The following is a 21,103-nucleotide window of genomic DNA, read 5'->3' as shown; positions in this document are numbered from 1 at the left end:
CCTCAATCGGTTGCGGTCATGATCCGCGCCAGCGCCGGCAGCAAATCGAGATGGGTGCGGTTGCGCAGCGCGAGCCTTAAGTTGCGCACCGCGAGCCGGGCGTGCTCGCGCATCACGGCCTCGGCCCGTGCGCCCTCGCGGTTCTCGATCGCGTCGATCACGACGCGGTGGTGCTCCTGCCCGATGATCAGGATCTGCTGCGCCTCGGGCAGTGCCGACTGCGCCATCACGAAGGCGCTCGGCGAGGCGAACGGCAGCGCCGAGGCGCGGTCGATCTGCCGGATCAGCGGCGGGCTGCGCGATAATTCGGTGAGCAGCGCGTGGAAGCGCGCGTTCAGCGCGACATAGGACGAGAACGCTTCGATCGAGATCGGCACTTGCCGCAGCAGCTCGTCGATCGCGGCGAGGCACTCCTTGAGCGGCTCGAGCTCGCGCGCGGAGACGCCGCGCTCGGCGGCAAAGCGCGCGGCGAGGCCTTCCAGCGTGCCGCGCAGCTCGATGGAATCGGAGATGTCGCGCTCGGAGAACGCTTTCACCATGAAGCCGCCGGAGGGGATCGCCTCCAGCAGGCCTTCCTCCTCCAGCCGCACCAGCGCCATGCGCACCGGCGTGCGCGAGGCGCCGGTGGTCTCCACCGCCTGCAGCTCGGAGATGCGCTCGCCGGGACGTAAAGTCCCCGACAGGATCTGGTCGCGCAACGCGAGCTGCGCCTTCACGGTCTGCGAGACGGAGCGGTCGACCTCACGTTCGGCCATGATCTACTCCGCGGCCTGGAGCTGCTGCGGCGGGTTCTCCTTCGCGAGCATCCTGTCGATCAGCTTGCGCATCCACATCGCGCCGGCGTCGATATTGAGATTGTAGAAGATGCGGTCCGGGTTCTCGTCCATGGCGCGCTGCTGCGCCTCCAGGATCAGCTCGTCCTCGTGGAAGATGCCGGAGACGCCGTCGCGGATTTCGGTGGTAATGCGCTGCTCGCCGATCTGATAGTTGCGCACGAACGCCCAGAAATAGTGGCAGGTCTTCTCGGTCTCGGGCGTGATGGTGTTGAGCACAAAGCCGTTGACGCCCTGCGAGCGGTCGCCTTCCGGCGCGCCGGTGCCGGTTGGCGCCACGCCGACGTCGATGGCGATGGTGCACGGGGCCTCGAAGCGGATGATCTGCCAGCGGTCGACGAGGCCGGACTTGCCGAGCTGTTTGGCCCAGAACGGCGGCGCCTCGATGCCGCGCATCCAGCGCGTCACCGTCACCGTCTTCTCGCCATGGGTGACGTCGAACGGCGCTTCGGCGACCGCGTCATTGCCGATGGAGGAGCCGTGCACAAACGTCTCGTGGGTGAGGTCCATGAGATTGTCGAGCACGAGGCGGTAGTCGCAATTGACGCGGATGGTCTTGCCGTCGCCGGCCCAGGCCGGATCGTGATTCCAGTGCATGTCGGGCACCAGCGCGGGATCGGCGAGCGCTGGATCGCCCATCCAGAGCCAGACGTAGCGGTGACGCTCGACGACGGGATAGGCGCGCACGCAGGCAGACGGGTTGATGGTCTCCTGCGAGGGCATGAAGGTGCAGCGGCCCTGCGCGTTGTATTTCAGGCCGTGATAGCCGCAGACGACGGTGTCGCCTTCGAGCCGGCCCTTGGACAGCGGCACCAGCCTGTGCCAGCAGGCATCCTCCAGCGCGGTCACCGCGCCGTCGGCCTTGCGGTACATCACGACGTGCTTGCCGCAGATCGTCCGCGGCAACAGCGCCGGCTTGACGTCGGCGTCCCAGGCGGCGGCGTACCAGGCGTTCATGGGGAAGGGTTTTGTCATTGGGCGATCTCCCAAGGCTTATGTATGCGTTATGTATACAATAGCTGGGAGATAGAATGATTCAAGGCCTGAATTGCCGTATTATAATACCGGCTGATGACGCCGTGTATACAGGATTCGCCCCACCGTCATTCCCCGCGAAGGCGGGGAGGTCCAGTACTCCGCGGCGGTCGTTGATTCATCAAATCGGCGCCGCGGAGTGCTGGATCACCCGCTTTCGCGGGTGATGACATCATCTGGGGGTAACGATAGCGGCGCTCGGCTCGGTCCCTACGCCCCGAACACCTTCTTCAGCCCGGCCTGGGCTTCTTCCTGAATCCGCTTCAGGTGCTCGGTGCTGCGGAAGCTTTCCGCGTAGATCTTGTAGACGTCCTCCGTCCCCGACGGCCGCGCGGCGAACCAACCGTAGTCGGTCTCGACCTTGATGCCGCCGAAGGGCTGGCCGTTGCCGGGCGCCTTGCTGAGCGTGGCGCGGACGGGATCGCCGGCGAGGTCCTTCAGTCCAAGTTGCTCGGGCGTGACGGATTTCAAGATGTTCTTCTGCGGCACGGTCGCCGCGACGTCGATGCGGGCGTAATGGGGCACGCCGAGCTCGGCGGTGAGATCGCCAAAGAGCTGGCTCGGATCGCGGCCGGTCTTGGCCATGATCTCGGCTGCGAGCAGGCCGAGGATGATGCCGTCCTTGTCGGTGGTCCACACCGTGCCGTCGCGGCGCAGGAACGAGGCCCCAGCGCTCTCCTCGCCGCCAAAGCCGAAGCCGCCCGTGAGGAGCCCGTCGACGAACCATTTGAAGCCGACCGGCGTCTCCACCAGCTTGCGGTCGAGCTTCTTGGCGACGCGGTCGATGATCGAGCTCGACACCACGGTCTTGCCGATCGCAGCGCTGCCGCCCCAGTTCGGGCGATGCGCGAACAGATAGGAGATCGCGGTCGCCAGATAATGGTTCGGATTCATCAGGCCGCCGGTGCGCGTCACGATGCCGTGGCGATCGGCGTCGGTGTCGTTGGCAAACGCAACGTCGAACCGGTCACGCATCGCGATCAGGCTCGCCATCGCATAGGGCGAGGAGCAATCCATGCGGATCTTGCCGTCCCAGTCGACGGTCATGAAACGGAAGGCCGGATCGATCGCCTCATTCACGACACTGGCCTTGAGGCCATAGCGCGCGATGATCGGATGCCAATAATGCACGGCAGCACCACCGAGCGGGTCGATGCCGATATTGATGCCGGCGGACTTGACCAGATCGAGATCGACGACATTGCCGAGATCGGCCACATAAGGCGTGATGTAGTCGTAGGCGTGCACGGTCGACGATTTCAGCGCTCTGGCATAGTCGATGCGCTTCACGCTCCTGAGGCCGTCGGCGAGATAGGCGTTGGCGCGCTTCTCGACGACGCTCGTGACGTCGGTGTCAGCCGGCCCGCCATGCGGCGGATTGTATTTGTAGCCGCCATCCTCCGGCGGATTGTGCGAGGGCGTGACGACAACGCCATCGGCCAGACCCGACGTGCGGCCCTTGTTGTAGGTCAGGATCGCGTGCGAGATGACAGGCGTCGGCGTGTAGCCGCCGTCCTTGTCGATCATCACCTCGACGCCGTTGGCCGCGAACACTTCGACGGCGCTGACGAGCGCCGGCTCGGCCAGCGCATGGGTGTCGATGCCGATGAAGAGCGGCCCGGTCAGCCCCTTTTCTTTTCTGTAGTCACAAATGGCCTGCGTGGTCGCGAGGATGTGGCCTTCGTTGAAGGAGCTCTTCAGCGAGGTGCCGCGATGGCCGGAGGTGCCAAACGCCACCCGCTGCGCCGGGTCCGCCGCGTCCGGCTTGCCCGCGAAATAGGCCGTCACGAGCCGCGGAATGTTGGCGAGCGCGTCCGGCGAGACCACTTTGCCCGCCGCGGGATCAACATCAGCCACTGGAAATATCCTCGTCCTGTCGTACAGAGATTGCGCCACACCATAGCATCGGCCGGGCCCGCGCCAAGGGCACAACACGCGCGGTGGGCGGCCGTTCCGGAGAACGTGCTATGGTCTTCTTTTGATCTGGTCTTTTTTCGAGTCGGCACATGGCGCTGTTTCACAGGCTCTTATTTCTGCTGATTGGCTCGCTCGCGATGGGCTTTGCGCCAGCGCGGGCCGCGGAATTCTACACCGAGGACCTCCGCATCCCGATGACGGAAGCCGGGCCGCAGGGACTGGAGGCGTTTCTGGTCCGCCCGGCCGGGACCAAGCGCTATCCGCTCGCGCTGCTCAGCCACGGCACGCCGCGCAGCTTTGGCGATCGCGCGACCATGACGGCGCACGCATATTACGGCATCGCGCTCGAATATGCCCGGCGCGGTTTCGCCGCGCTGATCGTGATGCGGCGCGGCTACGGCACCTCGCCCGGCGGCCGGGCCGACAGCGCCGGCGGCTGCGCCAATGCCGCCTATTTGCCGGCGGCAGCGGTTGCGATCGCGGATTTGCGCGCGGCGATCGATGCGATGTCGCGCCGGGCTGATGTCACCACGACGAGCATGATCGCGGCCGGCCATTCCGCCGGCGGACTCGCCACCGTCGCGCTGACGGCGCAGCCGCCGCCCGGCCTCGTCGCCGCGATCAGCTTTGCCGGCGGCCGCGGCTCGCGCGACGATGACGAAGACGTCTGCAACGAGGATGGGCTGGTGCAGGCCTTCGCCAGCTTCGGCAAGTCCTCACGGGTGCCGATGCTGTGGGTCTACGCGACCAACGATCTGTACTTCGGCCCTGACCTGGCGCGCCGCCTCTATGCCGCCTTTCGCGCCGGCGGCGGCAGCGCGAAATTCGTCACGGCACCGCCTTACGGCGACGACGGCCACTATCTCTATTCCGTGGCTGGCCGCCCGCAATGGACGCCTTATCTCGACGCCTTCCTGCGCGAGCGCGGGCTCGCCCACGACATGCTGAGCCCGCCCGATCCGCTGCCGCCGCCGGGCCATTTCAGTGACGCGGCGAAAGCCGAGTTTGCGCGCTATCTCGCCAGCACCATGCCGCACAAGGCCTTTGCGGTATCGCCCAATGGCGGTTACGGCTGGCGCTCGGGGCGCAACACCGTGGACGATGCGCAACGCGATTCGCTTGCGGCCTGCATGAAATGGTCGCCGACCTGCACGCTCTACGCGGTCGACGACCAGCTGGCGGGGACGACACGACAAATCACCACGGATCAAAGCGCCCGCACACGATAGGTACGCGGGCGATCGGATCTTTCGACAGTTGAGATCAGAGCCGCTCGCTGAGCGCGAGCTTGTAGCCGACACCGGTGACGGTGGCGATGACGGGCGTGCCGCTGCCGACGAGCTTGCGACGCAGCCGCGCCACCAACGCATCGACCGTGCGGATGTCGACCTCGGCCTGGCGGTTGCTGACGACCTCGATCAGATAGTCGCGGCTGAGCGGCCTGCCATCCGCACCGACGAGCGCGGCGAGCAGATCGAACTCGGCGCGCGTCAGCGCCACCGGCTTGCCGTCGCTGCCGAGCAGCTCGCGCCGCGTCAGGTCGATGATCCAGTCGCCGAAGGCGATCGAATTGTGGTTGCGCGCCGCCTTGCGGTCGATCGAGCGCCGCCGCAGCACGCTGCGCGCACGCGCCAGCAGCTCGCGCAGATTGATCGGCTTGGTGACGTAATGATCGCCGGCGATCTCGAGGCCGAGGATGCGGTCGACATCGGTGTCGCGGCGGGTCACGAAGATGATGCCCGCATTGCTGGTCGCCTGGATCTCCCTGGCGAGCTCGAAGCCGTCGCCGTCGGGCAACTGCAAATCGAGGAAGACCAGGTCGGTGCGCGCGCGCAGCGCCTGGCGACATTCCGCGCAGGTACCGGCGCCGACCACGTCGAAATTGTTCTCGCTGAAGTAACCGACCAGCATCGTCCGGATCACCGGGTCGTCTTCGACCACAATCAATCGCTCGCGCCCGATAGGACGCAATTCCTGAAGTGCGGAATCGGCCACGATGTTGGATGTCCTGTGTGCGTTTGAGCCACCCTGAAAATTCAGGCCGCCGCGCGACGCGCTGTCCTGTGAACGTACATTCACGGCTTATTCGAGCCCCCGAAACTGCCTGCTTGAACACTAGGCTTGTTATGCTGCCCAAACAATATTGGTCACGGTATTGAAGTATTAAGTATGAATTGGCCCACACTTCTCACTGAGCGCACCGATGCGCGGAACTCGGCCCCGCTTCGGCCGCGCCCGGCACCAACAAGCCTGCTCATCCGGCTCCGGATTCAACCGCCGGTTAACGTAAAGAAAGGCTTCCGCTTCGGTTTGGCCGGCACCGCCTCTATGCTTTCGCATCGCAAGCGCGAGAGAACGGCAAGACCACGGAGCAGGCGTGATGCAGGGGCAGGCCCGGTTGGCTGCCGGTCGGACCGACCGAGGCGCAACGCCCTTCGGCCGCTCGCACAGCCTCGACTTCCTGCGCGGCCTCGCCATCGTCGGCGTGATGGCGATCCACGTCTCGCAATCTTTTCCGTCAAATATCCATGCCGTCGATTACGCCTTCATGTGCGGCTGGACCGGCGTCAACGTGTTCTACTTCGTCAGCGCCATGACAATGTGCCTGATGTGGACGCAGCGCACCGAAGCGAGCCCGACGCGCAAATTCTACATCCGCCGCTTCTTGCGCATCGCGCCGCTGTTCTGGCTCGCGATCCCGGTCTACCTGTTCATCAACGGCACGGGCCCGAGCACCAACGCACCGAACGGCATCGGACCGCTCCAGGTGATCCTGACCGCGACGTTCCTGCACGGCTTCTGGCCCGACAGCGTCAACAGCGTCGTGCCGGGCGATTGGTCGATCGCAGCCGAGATGATGTTCTATCTGGTCTTCCCGTTCGTGATCACGGCGTTCGGATCGCGCCGTCATCTCTATCTTGCGCTCGCGATCGTGCTGCACCTCGTCAATGTCTGCCTGTTCAAGCCGTGGGCGTTCGCGCTGTTCTCGGCCTATTACGGCCCCGGCCACGAGGCGTTCGTCTGGAACGCGCTGCACATCAGCTTCCTGAACCAGTTGCCGGTCTTCCTGGTCGGCTGCGCGCTGTTCTTTGCGCTGCGCGACGGTTTTGCGAAGTCTGACGCCGCGATCCTCGCAGGCTTCGTCGCGCTGTCCTTTGTCGCCGACCGCGCGACCGGATCGCACGAGTTCAACTATCTCGTGATCAACCTCGTGCTCGGCGCACTCGTGTTCTGGTGCATCCGCCTTGCGATCCGCCTGCAACCACTCGAGGCGCTCGGCCGCAACTCCTATTCGATGTACCTGTCGCATTTCGCGGTGATCTTCGGCCTGCACCAGATCTGGCCGTTCGCGGACGGGCTGGCGTCGCTGCTGCTCGCCTATGTCGTCACGGCCGCGCTGAGCTACCTCGTCGCGCGCGCGACCTGGCACCTGGTCGAGCGGCACGCGCAGGATCTGGCGCATCGCCTGACATCTTCGGCGACCAAAGCCGCGCGCGCGGAGCCCGTCACCACGGCTCGCGTGGCGCTCAACAGCCGCAGCGCCGGCGTATGATCGGCCTCATGACATTCCCACCTCGACCCGGAACGACAACTGCTCCTCTGCCCCGGGTGCGATGTGCATCAGGCCCGGCTTGTCGCTGAAATCGCCGTCGAAGTCTTTGGGGCTGGCATAGCCGCGCCAGGGTTCGATGCAGAGGAACGGCGCGCCTGATGGTTTCGACCAGACGCCGAGTTCGCGAAAGCCGCGCCAGGACATTTTGAGCCAAGGCCCGGTGCCATCCGTGGAGGCATAGCGGACCGCATCACTTTTGACGGGGTCGAGGATGACGGCGTCATTGGCGAACAGGGCTTCCGACAGGGGAAGCACAGTGCCTCGGACGGGGCTTGGATCCGTTGCCGCGAGCAGGAGTCCGCCCTCGACACGGCGAACCGGAGACGGCTCCTCGTTCGTGAACGTCAGGGCGTAGCTCTCTTTCGGCACTCCAGCCTGAAGCGGCCAGTTGAAAGCGGGATGGCCACCGAGCGACGCCGGCAATGTCTCCTGGCCGGTGTTGGCGACCGTGAGCGAGAGATCGAGACCGGACTCGTCGAGCGCATAGGCCGCCGTCAGCCGGAACGCGAACGGATAGAGCGCGTGCGTCGCCTCGCTGTCCTCGAGCACGAGCGTGCAACGGCTCTCGCCGCGCTCCGCCCAGACAAAACGGCTGTCGCGCGCAAAGCCATGCTGGGTCATCCGGTAGGTCTTGCCCCGGTACCGCATCTCGTCATTGGCGAGACGCCCGACGATCGGAAACAGCAGCGGCGCATGACGCGCCCAGGCGGGACCTGCCGGCCAGACGAACTCAGTGCCGTCCTTGTGCTTGAGCGAGCACATCTCGGCGCCGTGCGCCTTGATGGTCGCGGTGAGCCCGCCATTGCGGAGTGTATGCGTCTCGTCGGTCATGGCGGCCTCCATCACGGCGAAGGCCGACGGCCCGAAGGGCATGTGGCCTCATGCGAGCGGACCATACCGCATTGGAAACGATTTCGCTCGCCTCGGGACGAGGCGAGCGAACAGCCGCAACGCTCAGTGGCGCATTGCCGTGCTAGGCTCGGGACGACCGTCCCACGCTTTCATAAACGAAGCCGGCCGCGGCCATCTCCTCGGGGCGGTAGATGTTGCGGAGGTCGACGACGACGGGCTGCGCCATGATCGCCTTCAGCCGGTCGAGATCGAGCGCGCGGAACTGCACCCATTCGGTGACGATGACCAGCGCGTCGGCACCTTGCGCGCAGGAATACGCGTCCTCGCAATAGGTGATGCTGGGCAGCTCGCCCTTGGCCTGCTCCATGCCGACGGGATCGAACGCCTTCACCTTCGCGCCCATGTCGATCAGACCGGTGACGAGCGGGATCGACGGCGCATCGCGCATGTCATCGGTGTCGGGCTTGAAGGTGAGACCGAGCACGGCGATGGTCTTGCCGCGCAGCGAGCCGCCGAGCGCCTGACTCACCTTACGCGCCATCGCGCGTTTGCGGTTCTCGTTGACCGCCAGCACGGATTCGACGATGCGCAAGCTCACGTCGTAATCCTGCGCGATCTTGATCAGCGCCTTGGTGTCCTTCGGGAAGCAGGAGCCGCCGAAGCCGGGACCGGCATGCAGGAATTTTGTGCCGATGCGGTTGTCCAGGCCGATGCCGCGCGCGATTTCCTGGACGTTGGCGCCGACTTTTTCGGCGAGGTCCGCGATCTCATTGATGAAGGTGATCTTGGTCGCGAGGAACGCATTGGCAGCGTATTTGATCATCTCGGCCGTGCGGCGCGCGGTGAACATCAGCGGCGCCTGGTTCAGCGACAGCGGGCGGTAGATGTCGCCCATCACCTTGCGGCCGCGCTCGTCGGAGGTGCCGACCACGACGCGATCGGGGAACTTGAAGTCGCGGATCGCGGCGCCCTCGCGCAGGAACTCAGGATTGGAGGCGACGACGACGTCGGCTAGCGGATTGGCCTCGCGGATGATGCGCTCGACCTCGTCACCGGTGCCGACCGGAACGGTCGACTTGGTCACCACCACGGTGAAGCCGGACAGCGACTGCGCGATCTCCTTCGCGGCGGCGTAGACGTAGGAGAGATCGGCATGACCGTCGCCGCGACGCGAGGGGGTGCCGACCGCGATGAACACGGCATCGGCATCCGCAACCGGCTTCGACAGGTCGGTGGTGAAGTCGAGCCGCTTGGCCTTCACATTGGTCGCGACCAGCTCGTCGAGGCCCGGCTCGTAGATCGGGATCTCGCCGCGATGAAGGCTAGCGACCTTCTTCTCGTCCTTGTCGACGCAGGTGACGTCGTGACCGAAATCCGCAAAGCAGGCTCCGGACACCAGTCCGACATACCCCGTGCCGATCATCGCAATTCGCATGAGAAACTCTTTCCGTTGACGACGGATGCTCCACTGAACACCCTAGACCATTTCTCTATCCGGCCGCACGCCCAACATTAGGGCAGGATGCTTCGCGAGCCGAACAAACCTTAGCCGTCGCCGCCCGGGTATTTTCTTGTGTCCTGCCGTCGCTTCGGCGATCACACGCCGTGGTACTTTCGATACCATTCGACGAAACGCGCGAGGCCTTCCGCGATTGGCGTCGACGGCGCGAAACCGACGTCGCGCTGGAGGGCGGAAATGTCGGCGCGCGTCTCCAGGACGTCGCCGGCCTGCATCGGCAGCAGCTTGCGGATCGCAGGCTTGCCGATGATCCTCTCGAGCGTCTCGACGAACTCGAGCAGCTTGACCGACCTGTTGTTGCCGATGTTGTAGACGCGGTACGGCGCATAGCTCGACGAATTTTCAGGCCGCTCCGCGTTCCACGCGGGATTCGGAGCTGCGGGCCGATCGAGGGTGCGGATCACGCCCTCGACGATGTCGTCGACATAGGTGAAGTCGCGCCACATGTCGCCATTATTGAAAATCTTGATCGGCTCATTCGCGAAGATCGCGCGCGTGAACAGATAAGCGGCCATGTCGGGCCGCCCCCACGGACCGTAGACGGTGAAGAAGCGAAGACCGGTCACCGGCAACTTGTGAACATGCGCAAAGGTGTGCGCCATCAGCTCGTTGGCCTTCTTGCTCGCGGCGTAGAGGCTGACCGGGTGGTTGACCGATTGCTCGGTCGAATACGGCAGGGTGCGATTGGCGCCATAGACCGAGCTCGACGAGGCGTAGACGAGATGCGCCAGACCATGGCGCCGGCCGGCCTCGAGCACGGTGACGAAGCCGTCACAATTGGCACGGATGCTGGTGATGGGATCGTCGATCGAGGCACGGACGCCCGGCTGCGCTGCAAGGTGGACAACCCGATCGGGCGCGACTTCATCGAATACGCGGATCACCGCGGCAAAATCGGCAAGGTCGATCTCGTGGAAACTGAAGCCGGGAAGGTGCTTGAGTCTTTCGAGGCGCGCGCGCTTCAGCGCCGGATCGTAATACGGCGTGAACGCATCGATACCAACGACCTGCTCGCCACGCGCCAACAGCCGTTCACAAACGTGCATTCCGATAAAGCCGGCAGCGCCGGTCACGATCACTGGTCGCAAAGTTGTCATCTCGTTCATTCCGCGAATGCAATGCCAGACCAGGACATGAGAGGCAAGGTTTTGACGATGACGACATCATCGAGTCAGGCTTGTCGTCCATGTAAGCGCATCGAAATGTGTAGGAAACATGATGGCATCATGCATCCACGCATGCTATCCGGCTAAGAGGATACTCGGACGATAGCGCTGCATGTGCTAGAGATCATATCGACCGTCCATTCCGCGCGGATGCCCAGTCTTGAGGCATTGTTCGCGCAAGACACGCGCAAAGAAAAAGATCGGCTTTGAAACTTTCCATCAACGGCAGGTTCCTGACACAATCGCTGACAGGCGTGCAGCGCTATGCCGCCGAGATCGTCAAAGCGATGGACCGCCTGCTCACGAGCGGCAAGGCGGCACCGCAACTCCTGGATGCGGAGTGGCAGATTCTGGTGCCACCCGATGCGCAGACGCTCGCCGGTCTTGGCCGCATCAAGTTCAAGCAGGTCGGAACTTTGCGCGGGCACGCATGGGACCAGATCGATCTGGCGCGCGCGGCCGCCGGCACGCGTCTCGTCAGCCTCGCCAATTCCGGTCCGGTGCTCCACCGCGACCATCTTGTCGTCATTCACGATGCACAAGTGTTCAAACGGCCGGACTTCTTCAGCTGGCGATACCTCGTCTTGCATCGATCGCTCGGCTATTTGCTGGCACGCACCGCAACCATTGCAACGGTTTCGGCGTTTTCACGCAACGAACTTGCCGACGCGCTCTCGCTGGATCCCGCATCGATCCCGATCGTTCCAAACAGTGCGGAGCACTTCGCCTCGGTCGCGCCCGATTTCTCGATCATCGAGTCCCTGCGCCTCGAACCCTACCGCTTCTTCCTCTTTGTCGGCTCGATGACGAAGAACAAGAATGTCGACACAGCCATTCGTGCGGCCGAGCGGCTAGGCCGCCCGGATTTCCCGCTGGTCGTGGTCGGAGGCGACAACAGCAAGGTCTTCGGAGGCGGCGCGACCGAGTCGAAAGCCGGAATCGTCATCGCCGGCCGCCTCAAGGACGAGGAAGTCGCCGCGCTCTTCGCCCGGGCTGCAGCTTTCGTGTTTCCGAGTCTGTACGAGGGCTTCGGCATCCCTCCCCTGGAGGCGATGTACTTCGCCTGCCCGGTCATTGCGAGTTCCGCGGAAGCCGTTCGCGAGACCTGCGCTGACGCTGCCGTCTACTTCGACCCGCTCAACCCCGGCGAGTTGTTGGCACGGATGCACGAAAGAATTGATCTCGGCAGGATTTCGCCGGCGGAACAAGAGAAGCAGCGGGAGCGGCTCGCGACATATTCGTGGACCAAATCGGCCGCCGCCATGCTCGATGTGCTCGCCAAATCGGCTCCGCAGGCCGCATCCCGCGGAGCGGCACCATGACTCGGCCCAAATATTGCTGCTTGGAGACGGTACACATGGTCTCTGCGAGACAAGGAAGGATCGACCGTTGTCCAGCGGCCTGAAGGTTCTGCATGTCGCCGAGACGGTGAGAGGCGGCATCGCAACCTACCTCAACGAGCTTCATCCGCATCAGAGCGCGAGCTTCGGACGCGGCAACGTCAGCTATGTCGTTCCGTCCGACCATCGCGGCGACCTGGTCAACATCGAGGATGAGGCCGTCACCACCTTCCCGCGCGACGGCCGCAACGCTGTCGGCCTGTTTGCCATGTTGTCCGCGACCATGCGCGCGGTCCGCCAGCAGCAGCCGGACATCATTCACCTGCATTCGTCATTCGCCGGGCTCGTGGTGCGGCCGGTGCTGTGGCTGGCCTACCGGCGCTCGCGCATCGTCTATTGTCCGCACGGATGGGCCTTCGGCCGCGAGACGGGCCGTCTCAGCCGCGCCGTCACCGAGTTCACCGAACTTGTGCTGTCGAAGCTGACCCATCGCATCGTCTGCATCTCGGAGAGCGAGCGGGTCGACGCCAGGCGGGCCGGAATTGCGGCAAAACGCCTCGTCCTCGTGCACAACGGGATTTCCAAGCAGCGCCCCACGCTCGATACGCGCGCAGCACCGTGGCGGTCGGAGAAGATCAAGGTCCTGTTCATCGGACGCCTCGACCGCCAGAAGGGATATGATCTCCTGATCGAGGCGGCCCGCGCGCTCGGAGCCACGCTGGATGTGCGCCTCATCGGCGCCTCGGTCGTCAGCAAATTCCGGAGAAGCGATCTGCCCTCCAACGTTACGCTGCTGGGCTGGATGGACCGCAACCAGATCGAGGCCGAACTGGATCAGACCGACATGGTGGCGATTCCGTCGCGCTGGGAAGCATTCGGCCTCGTTGCCATCGAGGCGATGCGCGCGGCCAAGCCGATCATCGCATTCCGCATCGGCGCCCTGCCGGAAATCGTCGAGGACGGCGCCACCGGCGTGCTGTGCGACGAAGTCTCGCCCGAAAAGCTGATTGAAGGATTCAAGCGCGCCACCAGGCTCGATCTGCCTGCGGTCGGCCGGGCCGGATATGAGCGCTTCACCCGCCTCTACGACATCGAGCAGACCCATCGCAACCTGAGCGCGGTCTATGCCGACGTCCTGCAATTGGGCGAGAGCGAGACCGGCGAGGCAAAGCTGCAGTCCGACTTCTCGAACAATCTGCGACCGTAGGGACCTGTCGATCAGGCCATCCGGTGGACGTCGCCCTGCGCCAGGTCGGCATCGATGACGCGTTGATCGGAGAACGACCACGCGATCGCGAACATGACGGCCATCGCACAAATGAGAAAGCCGGCTGCGAGCAGCCCGGTTTGCAACATTGTCTTCGCCTTCCCTTTTGTTTGGCCGATACCTAGCCGGATCGGGATTAGGAAGACCTTACGGACGCCAGCGTGACGCCAGCTTCCAAATCTAAGCGTTAACGGAGGCCGAATCCCGTTACTGAAATATCGACGCAGTATCCGTGCAGGATTTCTGCAACGCAGGGTACGCCGAGGTCCGAATCCGACACTTGAACTTTACGGCGATGTCGCTTCGCGGCGAGGCTGTCGGATGCACGCGGGCCGACGTCAGCACCGCTCACAAGAGCGGCATCTGCCTTAATCATGACATCGATCTGACACTCGTATGGCCTCGCTGCGAACTGCATCAAAAAGAGCGTATTCCGCACAATCTTTAGACAGAAATTTGCTCGTGTATCACGGTTCACAAGTGGCAATAAGGTCACAGCCATAAGTGCTTTACCATAAACACGAAGAGGCAGCAGTGACTCAGTAGCTGGACAGTTGCTACGGTGATTCAGATTTTAGGTGCGTACGAGGGAACGACATTGGCTAAGACCGAACAGGCTCATTTGGATTTCGGAATTGGCCGGATTCTGGCTGTCGCTACGATCAGCATCTCGTTGACCGGCTGCGCGGGCTTCATTCCCCTAGACGCTCCCGATGCCGTATCCACGCAAAAAAATGCCGCGCTGGTCACCGAGCCGACCGCGCCGCTCGCCTATGCCCTGCTGCCGGCCAATCCGGCCGTGCTGCGGGCGACCAACGGGTTTACGGACAGCGCCGGACTGCTGTTCTCCCGCCTCCCCGGCGGCAATTATCGCGACGTCACCATCGGCGTCGGCGACATCGTCACCGTGACAGTCTACGAAGCGCAGGCGGGCGGCCTGTTCATTCCGCGAGAAGCCAGCGTGCGGCCGGGCAATTTCGTCGACATCCCGCGCCAGCAGGTCGACCAGTCCGGCAACATCAACATCCCCTACGCCGGATCGATCAAGGTCTCCGGCCTGACGCCGCGCGCCGTCTCGAACATCATCCGCGAACGCCTCAAGGATCGCGCCATCGATCCGCAGGCGGTCGTGAGCGTCGCGGAACAGCGCGGCAACCAGATCAGCGTGCTCGGCGAAGTCAATTCGCCGCAGCGCTTCCCGGTCGACCCGGGCGGCATCCGCCTGATGGGCGCGATCGCGCGCGCCGGCGGCCCAAAATATCCGTCCTACGAGAGCACGATCACGATCAAGCGCGAAGGACGCACCTACAACGAGTCGATGTCATCGGTCGTGCATCATCCCAGCGAGGACGTGCTGCTGGCTCCTGGCGACGTCGTCTTCCTCACCCGTATTCCGAGGGTGTACATGGCGTTCGGCTCGACGCCGTCGCCGGGTTCGATCGGCGGCACCAACAACCGCCGCTTCACCTTCGAGAACGACAACATGTCGCTTGCCGAGGCGCTCGCGAAGGCCGGCGGTCTCGATGGTTCTCGGGCCGATTCCAAGTCCATCTACGTCTATCGTTTCGAGCCGAAGCCGCTGCTCCAGCAGATCGGTGTCGACGTGTCGCAGTTCCCGACCGCGACCGTCCCGGCCGTCTACAAGTTCGACATGAGCAAGCCTGACGGTTGGTTCCAGGCCGATACGTTCAGGATGCGCGATCACGACGTGGTCTCGGTCGCTGAATCGCCATCGACCGAATTCATCAAGGTCATGGCCCCGCTGGACGCAGCTTCAACGAACGCGTCGAACATCTCCAGCGTCGTGGTCAACTCCAAATAACGGCCACAAGTAGCGGCCACGCTCGAGACTCTCTCTTGCCCGGATCTCGCCACGCGCGAGGTCCGGGCAGGATGTCATGGCCCGCTTCTTGAATATGGTGTGACTATTTCGGCCTCATTCCGACGTGATCGTTCACGCCGTTTTGGGCTCGAATGCGATTGCAGAGCCAGCTATTGCGTGGCAAGCGAGGTGCGCTCCCATCTACGATCAACGCATGAGGCGATCGTTGAAGATACTTATCGTGAACACCCTCTATCCTCCCGACATCATGGGTGGAGCCGAGGTATCGGTATCGCTGCTCGCAGAAGCCTTCATGCGCAACGGCCACCAGGTCGCCGTCGTCTGCCTGCAGCAGGCGGGCGACGTGTCGGTCGGGGATCGCAACGGCATCCGCACCTACCGGGTGCAGATCGACAATACATACTGGCCGTTCGGACAGACGCGGAAGCCGCCGCGGCTCGACCGACTGCGATGGCATCTGCGGGATACCTGGAACAGGCGTGCAGCCAAGCGCTTTGGCGCGATCCTCGACACCGAGAAGCCGGACGTCGTCCACACCAACAATCTGACCGGATTCTCCGTGTCGCTGTGGGCGGAGGCCAAGCGCCGCAACATCCGCGTCGTCCATACGCTGCGCGACTACTCGCTCATCTGCAAACGGTCGACGCTGTTCAGCAAGGGCGACACGTGCAAGCAGCGCTGCCTGGCATGCAAGACGATGACCATGCCATATCTCTACGCCTCGCGCATGGTTGATGCGGTGGTCTCCAACAGCCAGTATGTGCTGGAGCGGCACCTGAAACCCGGCTTCTTCCCAGGCGTACCTCACAAGGTGATCTACAATATCGCGGACGCCAGCGCGGGACTTGCCCCGCCGTCTCCGGACGCCGACCTGAGTTTCGGCTTTATCGGCCGGATTGAGCCCGAAAAAGGCATCGATGTCGTCCTTAAAGCAGTCTCCCTGCTCCCCGATTCGGGCTGGCAACTCAAAATCGCCGGAAAGGGCCTTGAAGCTTACGTGAGAGAGCTGAAGGGACGGTATGATAATCCGAGGATCAAATGGCTTGGCTTCGTAAGGTCCGCGGAATTTTACTCCGCCGTGGATGTTTGCCTAATTAGCTCGGTTTGGCCGGAGCCGTTGCCGCGTACACTGATAGAAAGCATCAATGCCGGACGTGCGACCATTTGCTCTACCGCCGGCGGAATACCAGAAATCTCTCATTTCTCGACGACACTCGGCTCGTACGAGCCAAGTGACTTCCACAAGCTCGCCGAACTGATGAAGCAGGCCATCAGCGAAGCGCCGAAATGGAAGCAGACTTTTCCGCCTCGGCCTGACTTTGCAGACAGCTTCACACCGGAAGCTGTCACCGGACAATATCTCGACGTCTATTTAGAAGGCAGCTCGAACACCGATGGAGAAAGATGAGAAGGGCTCTCGGGGTTCGTTCACAGATGATTATTGGATGAGATCCTTCCCATGAGGATATTGATCACATCGTCACTGTACCCGACACCGGGCGCACCGAAGGTGGTCGGCGGGGCCGAGATATTCGTGCGCCGCGTTGCCGACGGCCTTCTGAAGAATGGCGATGAAGTCGAAGTCGTTCGCGCCGCCTCGCTTCCTGAGCAGGCGATGGAGACAAGCAACGGCATCGACGTGTACTCGGCGCCGGTCAAGAACATCTACCGGCCCTTCACCGGACAGCGAAGCGCGCCTGCGCGCGGATTGTGGCACGCGACGGAGGACTGGCGTCAAAGCGCCGAACTTGTTGCCGACAGGATCAAGGCATTCAAGCCCGACGTGCTGCACTCGAACAACCTCTCGGGCCTCACCACGGCGGTATGGAAGACGGCGGCCGAGCTCAATGTGCCGGTGCTCCACACATTGCACGACTACTACCTCACCTGCCCGCGGTGCTCGCGCTTCTCGAAGGGGAAGGCCTGCGAGCATACCTGCATGAGCTGCAGGCTGCTGACCATCAACCGCCGAAGCGCAACCAGATATCTGCGCGGCGTCGTCGGCGTGAGCCAGCGCATCCTCGACATCCATCTGGAGGCGGGCCTGTTCGCCGATACGCAGCTGCGCAAGATCATCCCCCACGCATCGACGGTACCGGTCTCCGCGCCTTCGAAGTATTCCGCGGGTCCCGTCCTGACCCTCGGATTCATCGGCCGTGTGACCGAAGAAAAAGGCATCTACAATCTCGTCAAGGCGTTGGCCTATCTTCCCCATGACCGGGTGCGCCTTGTCATCGCGGGTGTCGCAGAGGCGGAGATGCAGGACGAGCTCAGGACCTTGGCGCCGAAGGCGAGCATCGAATTTCTCGGCTTCGTCGAGCCCGAGACGTTCTACAGCCAGATCGACGTCGTCGTGATTCCGCCGATCTGGGAGGAGCCGGGTCCGCTCGTCGTCGCCGACGCCCAAGCGGCGCGAAAGCCTTTCCTCGGGACGCAATTCGGGGGGATTCCCGAGGCCGTGAGGCGCGGTGCCGTCGGCTGGTTGACCGCGCCCGACCCGAAGTCGCTCGCGGACAGCATTCTGCGCATCATGTCGAATCCCGAGGAGCTGGCGGCGATGGTCGACGAGCTCGCCGAGAAGAACGACCATCGGACATTCACCGACGTCATCGCCGAATATCGCGACGCCTTCGAGCTCCTGAGCCGGCACAAGCAATAGCCCATGACCCGTCTGTTCGCGCTTGTCGGGGTCGTCTACCAGAGTGCGGCGGCGATCATCCTCATCTTTCTGCTCGGCCGTATCCTCTCGCCGCTCGCTTACGCCAATTTCTCCCTCACGCTCGCCTCCAGTCAGCTGCTCAGCGTGCTGATGTTCGAATGGCTGCAATTGGCCGGCGTGCGCTTTCTGGCCGCCGCCATGCAGGACGACGCCGCGCGACTGAGATATTCCCTGTTCGGCGCCGCGCTCGCCAGCGCGCTCGCACTTCTGGCGATCGGGGGCCTCGCCGTTTCGATCGCGACTCCGATCGCCACGAGCATAGGCTTGGTCGGCCTTGCGCTGGCCGTAGCCCAGGGCGCGACCGATCTCCACTTCATGGTCGTCCGCGTCTCGCACCGGCTTGGCGCAGCCGCGTTTCTCCTCATTCTGAGAGCCACGCTGATGGTGGGCGGCGCGACGGCCGGCGCGTGGCTCCACGGCACGGCGCACGCGGCGCTGCTCGGCATGCTGGGCGCCCAAATCGCCAGCCTGATCGCCGGGCAGTTGCTGCATCCCCACAAACTTCAGAAAGTGACGCGTCCGGCCCTGCTGGAGGATTGGAGCGGCTTCGCTCGCTACGGGATGCTCGCCGCCGGCGCCTCGGTGCTCCACCTCTCCGTCCCGGTCTCGATACGCTTCGTCGTCGTTTCAGCGCTGGGTGCGAGCGCTCCCGCGGTCACCGCGGGCTTCTCGATGGCGATCGACCTGCTGCAGCGGCCGTTTGCAGTGCTGGTCGCGGCCATCCACACCGTCAACTATCCCGAAGTCGTCCATCAATACGAACGCGGCAGTGCCGGCGACTCCCGCGCGGCCGTCGCGCATCTGCTCGATTTCATCATCTGCGCCACGTTGGTGATGCTTGGAGGCCTAATCGGCTTTCTGCCGGACGCGGGACAATTGTTCGTCCCCGCGCCCATCCTGGCAAGCTTTCTCCAGACCTCGGCGGCCGCAGCCGGCTTCTATTTCATGCACTGCCATCTGCAATCCACGCTCGCGATCGCACCCCATTTGACGAAGTCCGCCACGCGCCTCGTCGTCGTCGCCCTGTGCCAATTGTTGCTCGTCCTGGCGGTGGCGGTGCCGACGCAGGCGATCACAGGAGCGCCGACCTATGTCCTGGTCGGTGCGATCGTCGCAACTGCGATCGTCACCGTGCTCGCGGCGGGACCAATGGTGCGGTTCGGCGCAGCGCCGCGATGGGGGCTGCTGGCGACATCCATCGCAGGCGCCGCCTTCATCGGCGCATTTTCGGCCGTGCCCTCGGCGTCCGCGATTGCGCTGGTTGCGAAGATTGCGGCCGCAACCGCCATCGTCGCACTCCTCGCGTGGAAGGGGCGCTTCCTCGAGGCTGCCGGCGCATCCCGATCGGATGTGTAACGACGGCGTGACGCCGCGATGCTGCCCAGAATGAAAAATGGCCTGCCCAACAACTTGGCAATGCCTGCTGCCCGATTGCTTGTCTTGCCAGTTGTGCATGTGCGAGATAAACGCGCGGGTGCAGGGCTGGGCCGTATGGAACCTGAGTGGGCGTCATCCCGTGGCGCCCGGAGATCGACGTAATGCTGAAAAATCTGCTGTCGATGTCCGGCATGAACGTTCTCAAATCCGGCCTGCAGTTCGCGATGACCGTCATGATGACGTATTTCGCGGCACCGGCCGAATTCGGTCTCGTCACCTTTTCACTGCCGTTCGTCGGATTCATCGCGCTGTTAACCGATCTGGGCATGTCGAGCGCCATGGTGCAGCGGCCGACGCTGGATCGGGACGACGCGGGTGCCGCGATCACGCTGATCTGCGCCATCGGCTTGCTCTGCGCCGTGATCCTGGCGGTCATCTCCGCGCCTCTCGCTGCCGGTCTCGAGATGGAGGGATTGGGAAGCGTTCTCGCCACGCTGTCGATTTCGGTGGTGCTCTCCATTGCCGCTCTCGGCCCGCGTGCCGTGCTCGAACGGCACCTGCGCTACCAGGTCGTGGCGAGCGTCGAGATCATCGCCGTCATCGTGTCGGTGCTCACATGCGTTCTGGGCGCCTTCCTGGGCTGGGGCGTCTGGGCGCTGGTCGCCTACTATGTCGTCGTCCAGATCGTTCGCGCCGCGGCCTTCGCCATCATCGCGCGAAAGGATGTACAGCTCAACTTTCAATGGGGCCGCGTGCGCTCGATCCTGACCTTCGGCGGCTGGGTGCTGGCGAGCAATCTTCTCAACTTTGCCGGTCGCGCGGTTGGCAACGTCCTGATCGGCGGTGCCGTGGGCGCGGCCGCCGTCGGTCTGTACGGTCTGGCTTACCAGATCATGATCCTTCCGCTGATGGTGATCACCTGGCCTGGCAGCGGCGTGCTCATGGCGACACTCAGCCGCCAGGCCGCAAAAGGATCGCTGCAGGAACGCAACGAGATCATTTGCGGCGTGCTGTCGCTGACGGCCGCCGCGGTCTTTCCCGGCATGCTCTATCTCACGTTCGGCGCCGACTATCTTTTCACCGCGTTCTTTCCGGCCAAGTGGACCGGCATCATTCCGCTGGTCGGGCTGATGTCGATTGCCGGCGCAGCGCAGTCGATCACTGCTTATAGCGGCGCCATGCTGCTGTCGCGGGGCAAGGCTCAGCTGCAATTCTGGGTTTCGACCGCGAACAGCATCTCGACCATCGTGGCGTTCGTCATCGGCCTGAGATTTGGGCTCATCGGGATCATCAAGATCTATCTTGTGGTGACGCTCATCGTGTCCGTCGCCACGATGCTGATCACCTGCTGGGAAACCAGGCTGCCGGTGCTCGATCTGGTCAAGGCGCTCGCGCCCGCAACGGTCGCCACGACGCTCGGCCTCGTTGCCGCAAATCGCGTCATGGAGATGGCCGCCACGCCGAAGTCAGCCTGGCTGCTTGGCACGACCGCATACGTCCTGACGATCGCGATCAGCTACCTGCTGTTTCATCGCCAGCTGGCACGAAGCCTGCTCGGCCTGCGCGATCTCGAACTGAACAAGGAGCGCGTCGCTGCCATCTAGCCATCCGCTCGATGGCCG

General features: G+C 63.6%; 18 protein-coding genes. 9 read left to right on the top strand and 9 right to left on the bottom strand.

The features are described from left to right. Window positions 1-2 precede the first annotated feature (2 nt). The 3 genes from ABIC09_RS27265 to pgm all read right to left on the bottom strand — a co-directional run bounded on the left by ABIC09_RS27265 (window position 3) and on the right by pgm (window position 3,725). Window positions 3-755, bottom strand: a complete 753-nt coding sequence (locus ABIC09_RS27265) for a GntR family transcriptional regulator (RefSeq protein WP_148753058.1) — start codon at window positions 753-755, stop codon at window positions 3-5. A gap of 3 nt (window positions 756-758) precedes the next feature. Further along, window positions 759-1,808: an aromatic ring-hydroxylating dioxygenase subunit alpha gene (locus ABIC09_RS27260; RefSeq protein ID WP_354084898.1), complete on the bottom strand. Its 1,050-nt coding sequence runs from the start codon at window positions 1,806-1,808 to the stop codon at window positions 759-761. A 270-nt stretch (window positions 1,809-2,078) separates the two neighbouring features. Continuing rightward, window positions 2,079-3,725, bottom strand: coding sequence for a phosphoglucomutase (alpha-D-glucose-1,6-bisphosphate-dependent) (gene pgm / locus ABIC09_RS27255; protein WP_354111181.1), 1,647 nt, complete (start codon window positions 3,723-3,725; stop codon window positions 2,079-2,081). A gap of 149 nt (window positions 3,726-3,874) precedes the next feature. Between pgm and ABIC09_RS27250 the strand changes: the two genes are divergently transcribed. Beyond that, window positions 3,875-5,014: an alpha/beta hydrolase family protein gene (locus ABIC09_RS27250; protein ID WP_354084900.1), complete on the top strand. Its 1,140-nt coding sequence runs from the start codon at window positions 3,875-3,877 to the stop codon at window positions 5,012-5,014. Window positions 5,015-5,048: 34 nt separating this feature from the next. On the opposite strand, the gene ABIC09_RS27245 is transcribed toward ABIC09_RS27250, so the two are convergent. Next, window positions 5,049-5,864, bottom strand: coding sequence for a response regulator transcription factor (locus ABIC09_RS27245; protein WP_148753062.1), 816 nt, complete (start codon window positions 5,862-5,864; stop codon window positions 5,049-5,051). 301 nt (window positions 5,865-6,165) lie between these two features. On the opposite strand from ABIC09_RS27245, the gene ABIC09_RS27240 reads away from it, so the two are divergent. After that, window positions 6,166-7,338 (top strand): acyltransferase family protein, encoded by a 1,173-nt coding sequence (locus tag ABIC09_RS27240; RefSeq protein WP_354111180.1) that lies wholly within the window; start codon window positions 6,166-6,168, stop codon window positions 7,336-7,338. A gap of 6 nt (window positions 7,339-7,344) precedes the next feature. On the opposite strand, the gene ABIC09_RS27235 is transcribed toward ABIC09_RS27240, so the two are convergent. From ABIC09_RS27235 to ABIC09_RS27220, 4 genes are all read right to left on the bottom strand, one after another. Then, entirely contained in the window at window positions 7,345-8,229 is an 885-nt protein-coding gene (locus tag ABIC09_RS27235) for an aldose 1-epimerase family protein (protein WP_354111203.1), read from the bottom strand. Window positions 8,230-8,371: 142 nt separating this feature from the next. Continuing rightward, window positions 8,372-9,685, bottom strand: a complete 1,314-nt coding sequence (locus ABIC09_RS27230; RefSeq protein ID WP_354111179.1) for a UDP-glucose dehydrogenase family protein — start codon at window positions 9,683-9,685, stop codon at window positions 8,372-8,374. A 161-nt stretch (window positions 9,686-9,846) separates the two neighbouring features. After that, window positions 9,847-10,866, bottom strand: a complete 1,020-nt coding sequence (locus tag ABIC09_RS27225; RefSeq protein WP_354111178.1) for an NAD-dependent epimerase — start codon at window positions 10,864-10,866, stop codon at window positions 9,847-9,849. 152 nt (window positions 10,867-11,018) lie between these two features. Continuing rightward, the gene (locus ABIC09_RS27220; RefSeq protein WP_354111177.1) at window positions 11,019-11,525 is read right to left on the bottom strand and encodes a hypothetical protein; all 507 of its coding nucleotides are present in this window, start codon (window positions 11,523-11,525) and stop codon (window positions 11,019-11,021) included. Between the two features lie 15 nt (window positions 11,526-11,540). Here ABIC09_RS27220 and ABIC09_RS27215 point away from each other — a divergent pair, with 15 nt between their 5' ends. Both ABIC09_RS27215 and ABIC09_RS27210 read left to right on the top strand, forming a co-directional pair. Then, window positions 11,541-12,257 carry a glycosyltransferase family 4 protein gene (locus ABIC09_RS27215; RefSeq protein WP_354111176.1) on the top strand — a complete coding sequence of 239 codons (717 nt, stop codon included), beginning with the start codon at window positions 11,541-11,543 and terminating at the stop codon, window positions 12,255-12,257. Window positions 12,258-12,324: 67 nt separating this feature from the next. Then, window positions 12,325-13,482, top strand: coding sequence for a glycosyltransferase (locus tag ABIC09_RS27210; RefSeq protein WP_354111175.1), 1,158 nt, complete (start codon window positions 12,325-12,327; stop codon window positions 13,480-13,482). 11 nt (window positions 13,483-13,493) lie between these two features. On the opposite strand, the gene ABIC09_RS27205 is transcribed toward ABIC09_RS27210, so the two are convergent. Beyond that, window positions 13,494-13,631, bottom strand: coding sequence for a hypothetical protein (locus ABIC09_RS27205; protein ID WP_354034599.1), 138 nt, complete (start codon window positions 13,629-13,631; stop codon window positions 13,494-13,496). A 509-nt stretch (window positions 13,632-14,140) separates the two neighbouring features. On the opposite strand from ABIC09_RS27205, the gene ABIC09_RS27200 reads away from it, so the two are divergent. From ABIC09_RS27200 to ABIC09_RS27180, 5 genes are all read left to right on the top strand, one after another. Beyond that, window positions 14,141-15,364, top strand: coding sequence for a polysaccharide biosynthesis/export family protein (locus ABIC09_RS27200; RefSeq protein WP_354034601.1), 1,224 nt, complete (start codon window positions 14,141-14,143; stop codon window positions 15,362-15,364). Between the two features lie 241 nt (window positions 15,365-15,605). Then, window positions 15,606-16,793 carry a glycosyltransferase family 4 protein gene (locus ABIC09_RS27195; RefSeq protein WP_354034603.1) on the top strand — a complete coding sequence of 396 codons (1,188 nt, stop codon included), beginning with the start codon at window positions 15,606-15,608 and terminating at the stop codon, window positions 16,791-16,793. Between the two features lie 51 nt (window positions 16,794-16,844). After that, on the top strand, window positions 16,845-18,044 hold the full coding sequence (locus ABIC09_RS27190; RefSeq protein WP_354034605.1) for a glycosyltransferase family 4 protein: 1,200 nt from the start codon (window positions 16,845-16,847) through the stop codon (window positions 18,042-18,044). A 3-nt stretch (window positions 18,045-18,047) separates the two neighbouring features. Beyond that, window positions 18,048-19,460 carry a hypothetical protein gene (locus ABIC09_RS27185; RefSeq protein ID WP_354111174.1) on the top strand — a complete coding sequence of 471 codons (1,413 nt, stop codon included), beginning with the start codon at window positions 18,048-18,050 and terminating at the stop codon, window positions 19,458-19,460. Window positions 19,461-19,642: 182 nt separating this feature from the next. Beyond that, window positions 19,643-21,085 (top strand): oligosaccharide flippase family protein, encoded by a 1,443-nt coding sequence (locus tag ABIC09_RS27180; protein ID WP_354034609.1) that lies wholly within the window; start codon window positions 19,643-19,645, stop codon window positions 21,083-21,085. Window positions 21,086-21,103 lie beyond the last annotated feature (18 nt).

This window comes from Bradyrhizobium sp. S3.12.5 (genome assembly GCF_040548225.1).
In the GTDB taxonomy this organism is placed as follows: Bacteria; Pseudomonadota; Alphaproteobacteria; order Rhizobiales; family Xanthobacteraceae; genus Bradyrhizobium; species Bradyrhizobium cytisi.
The sequence above is the reverse complement of the archived record's forward strand: the minus strand, read 5'-3'. Positions and strand labels throughout refer to the sequence as shown.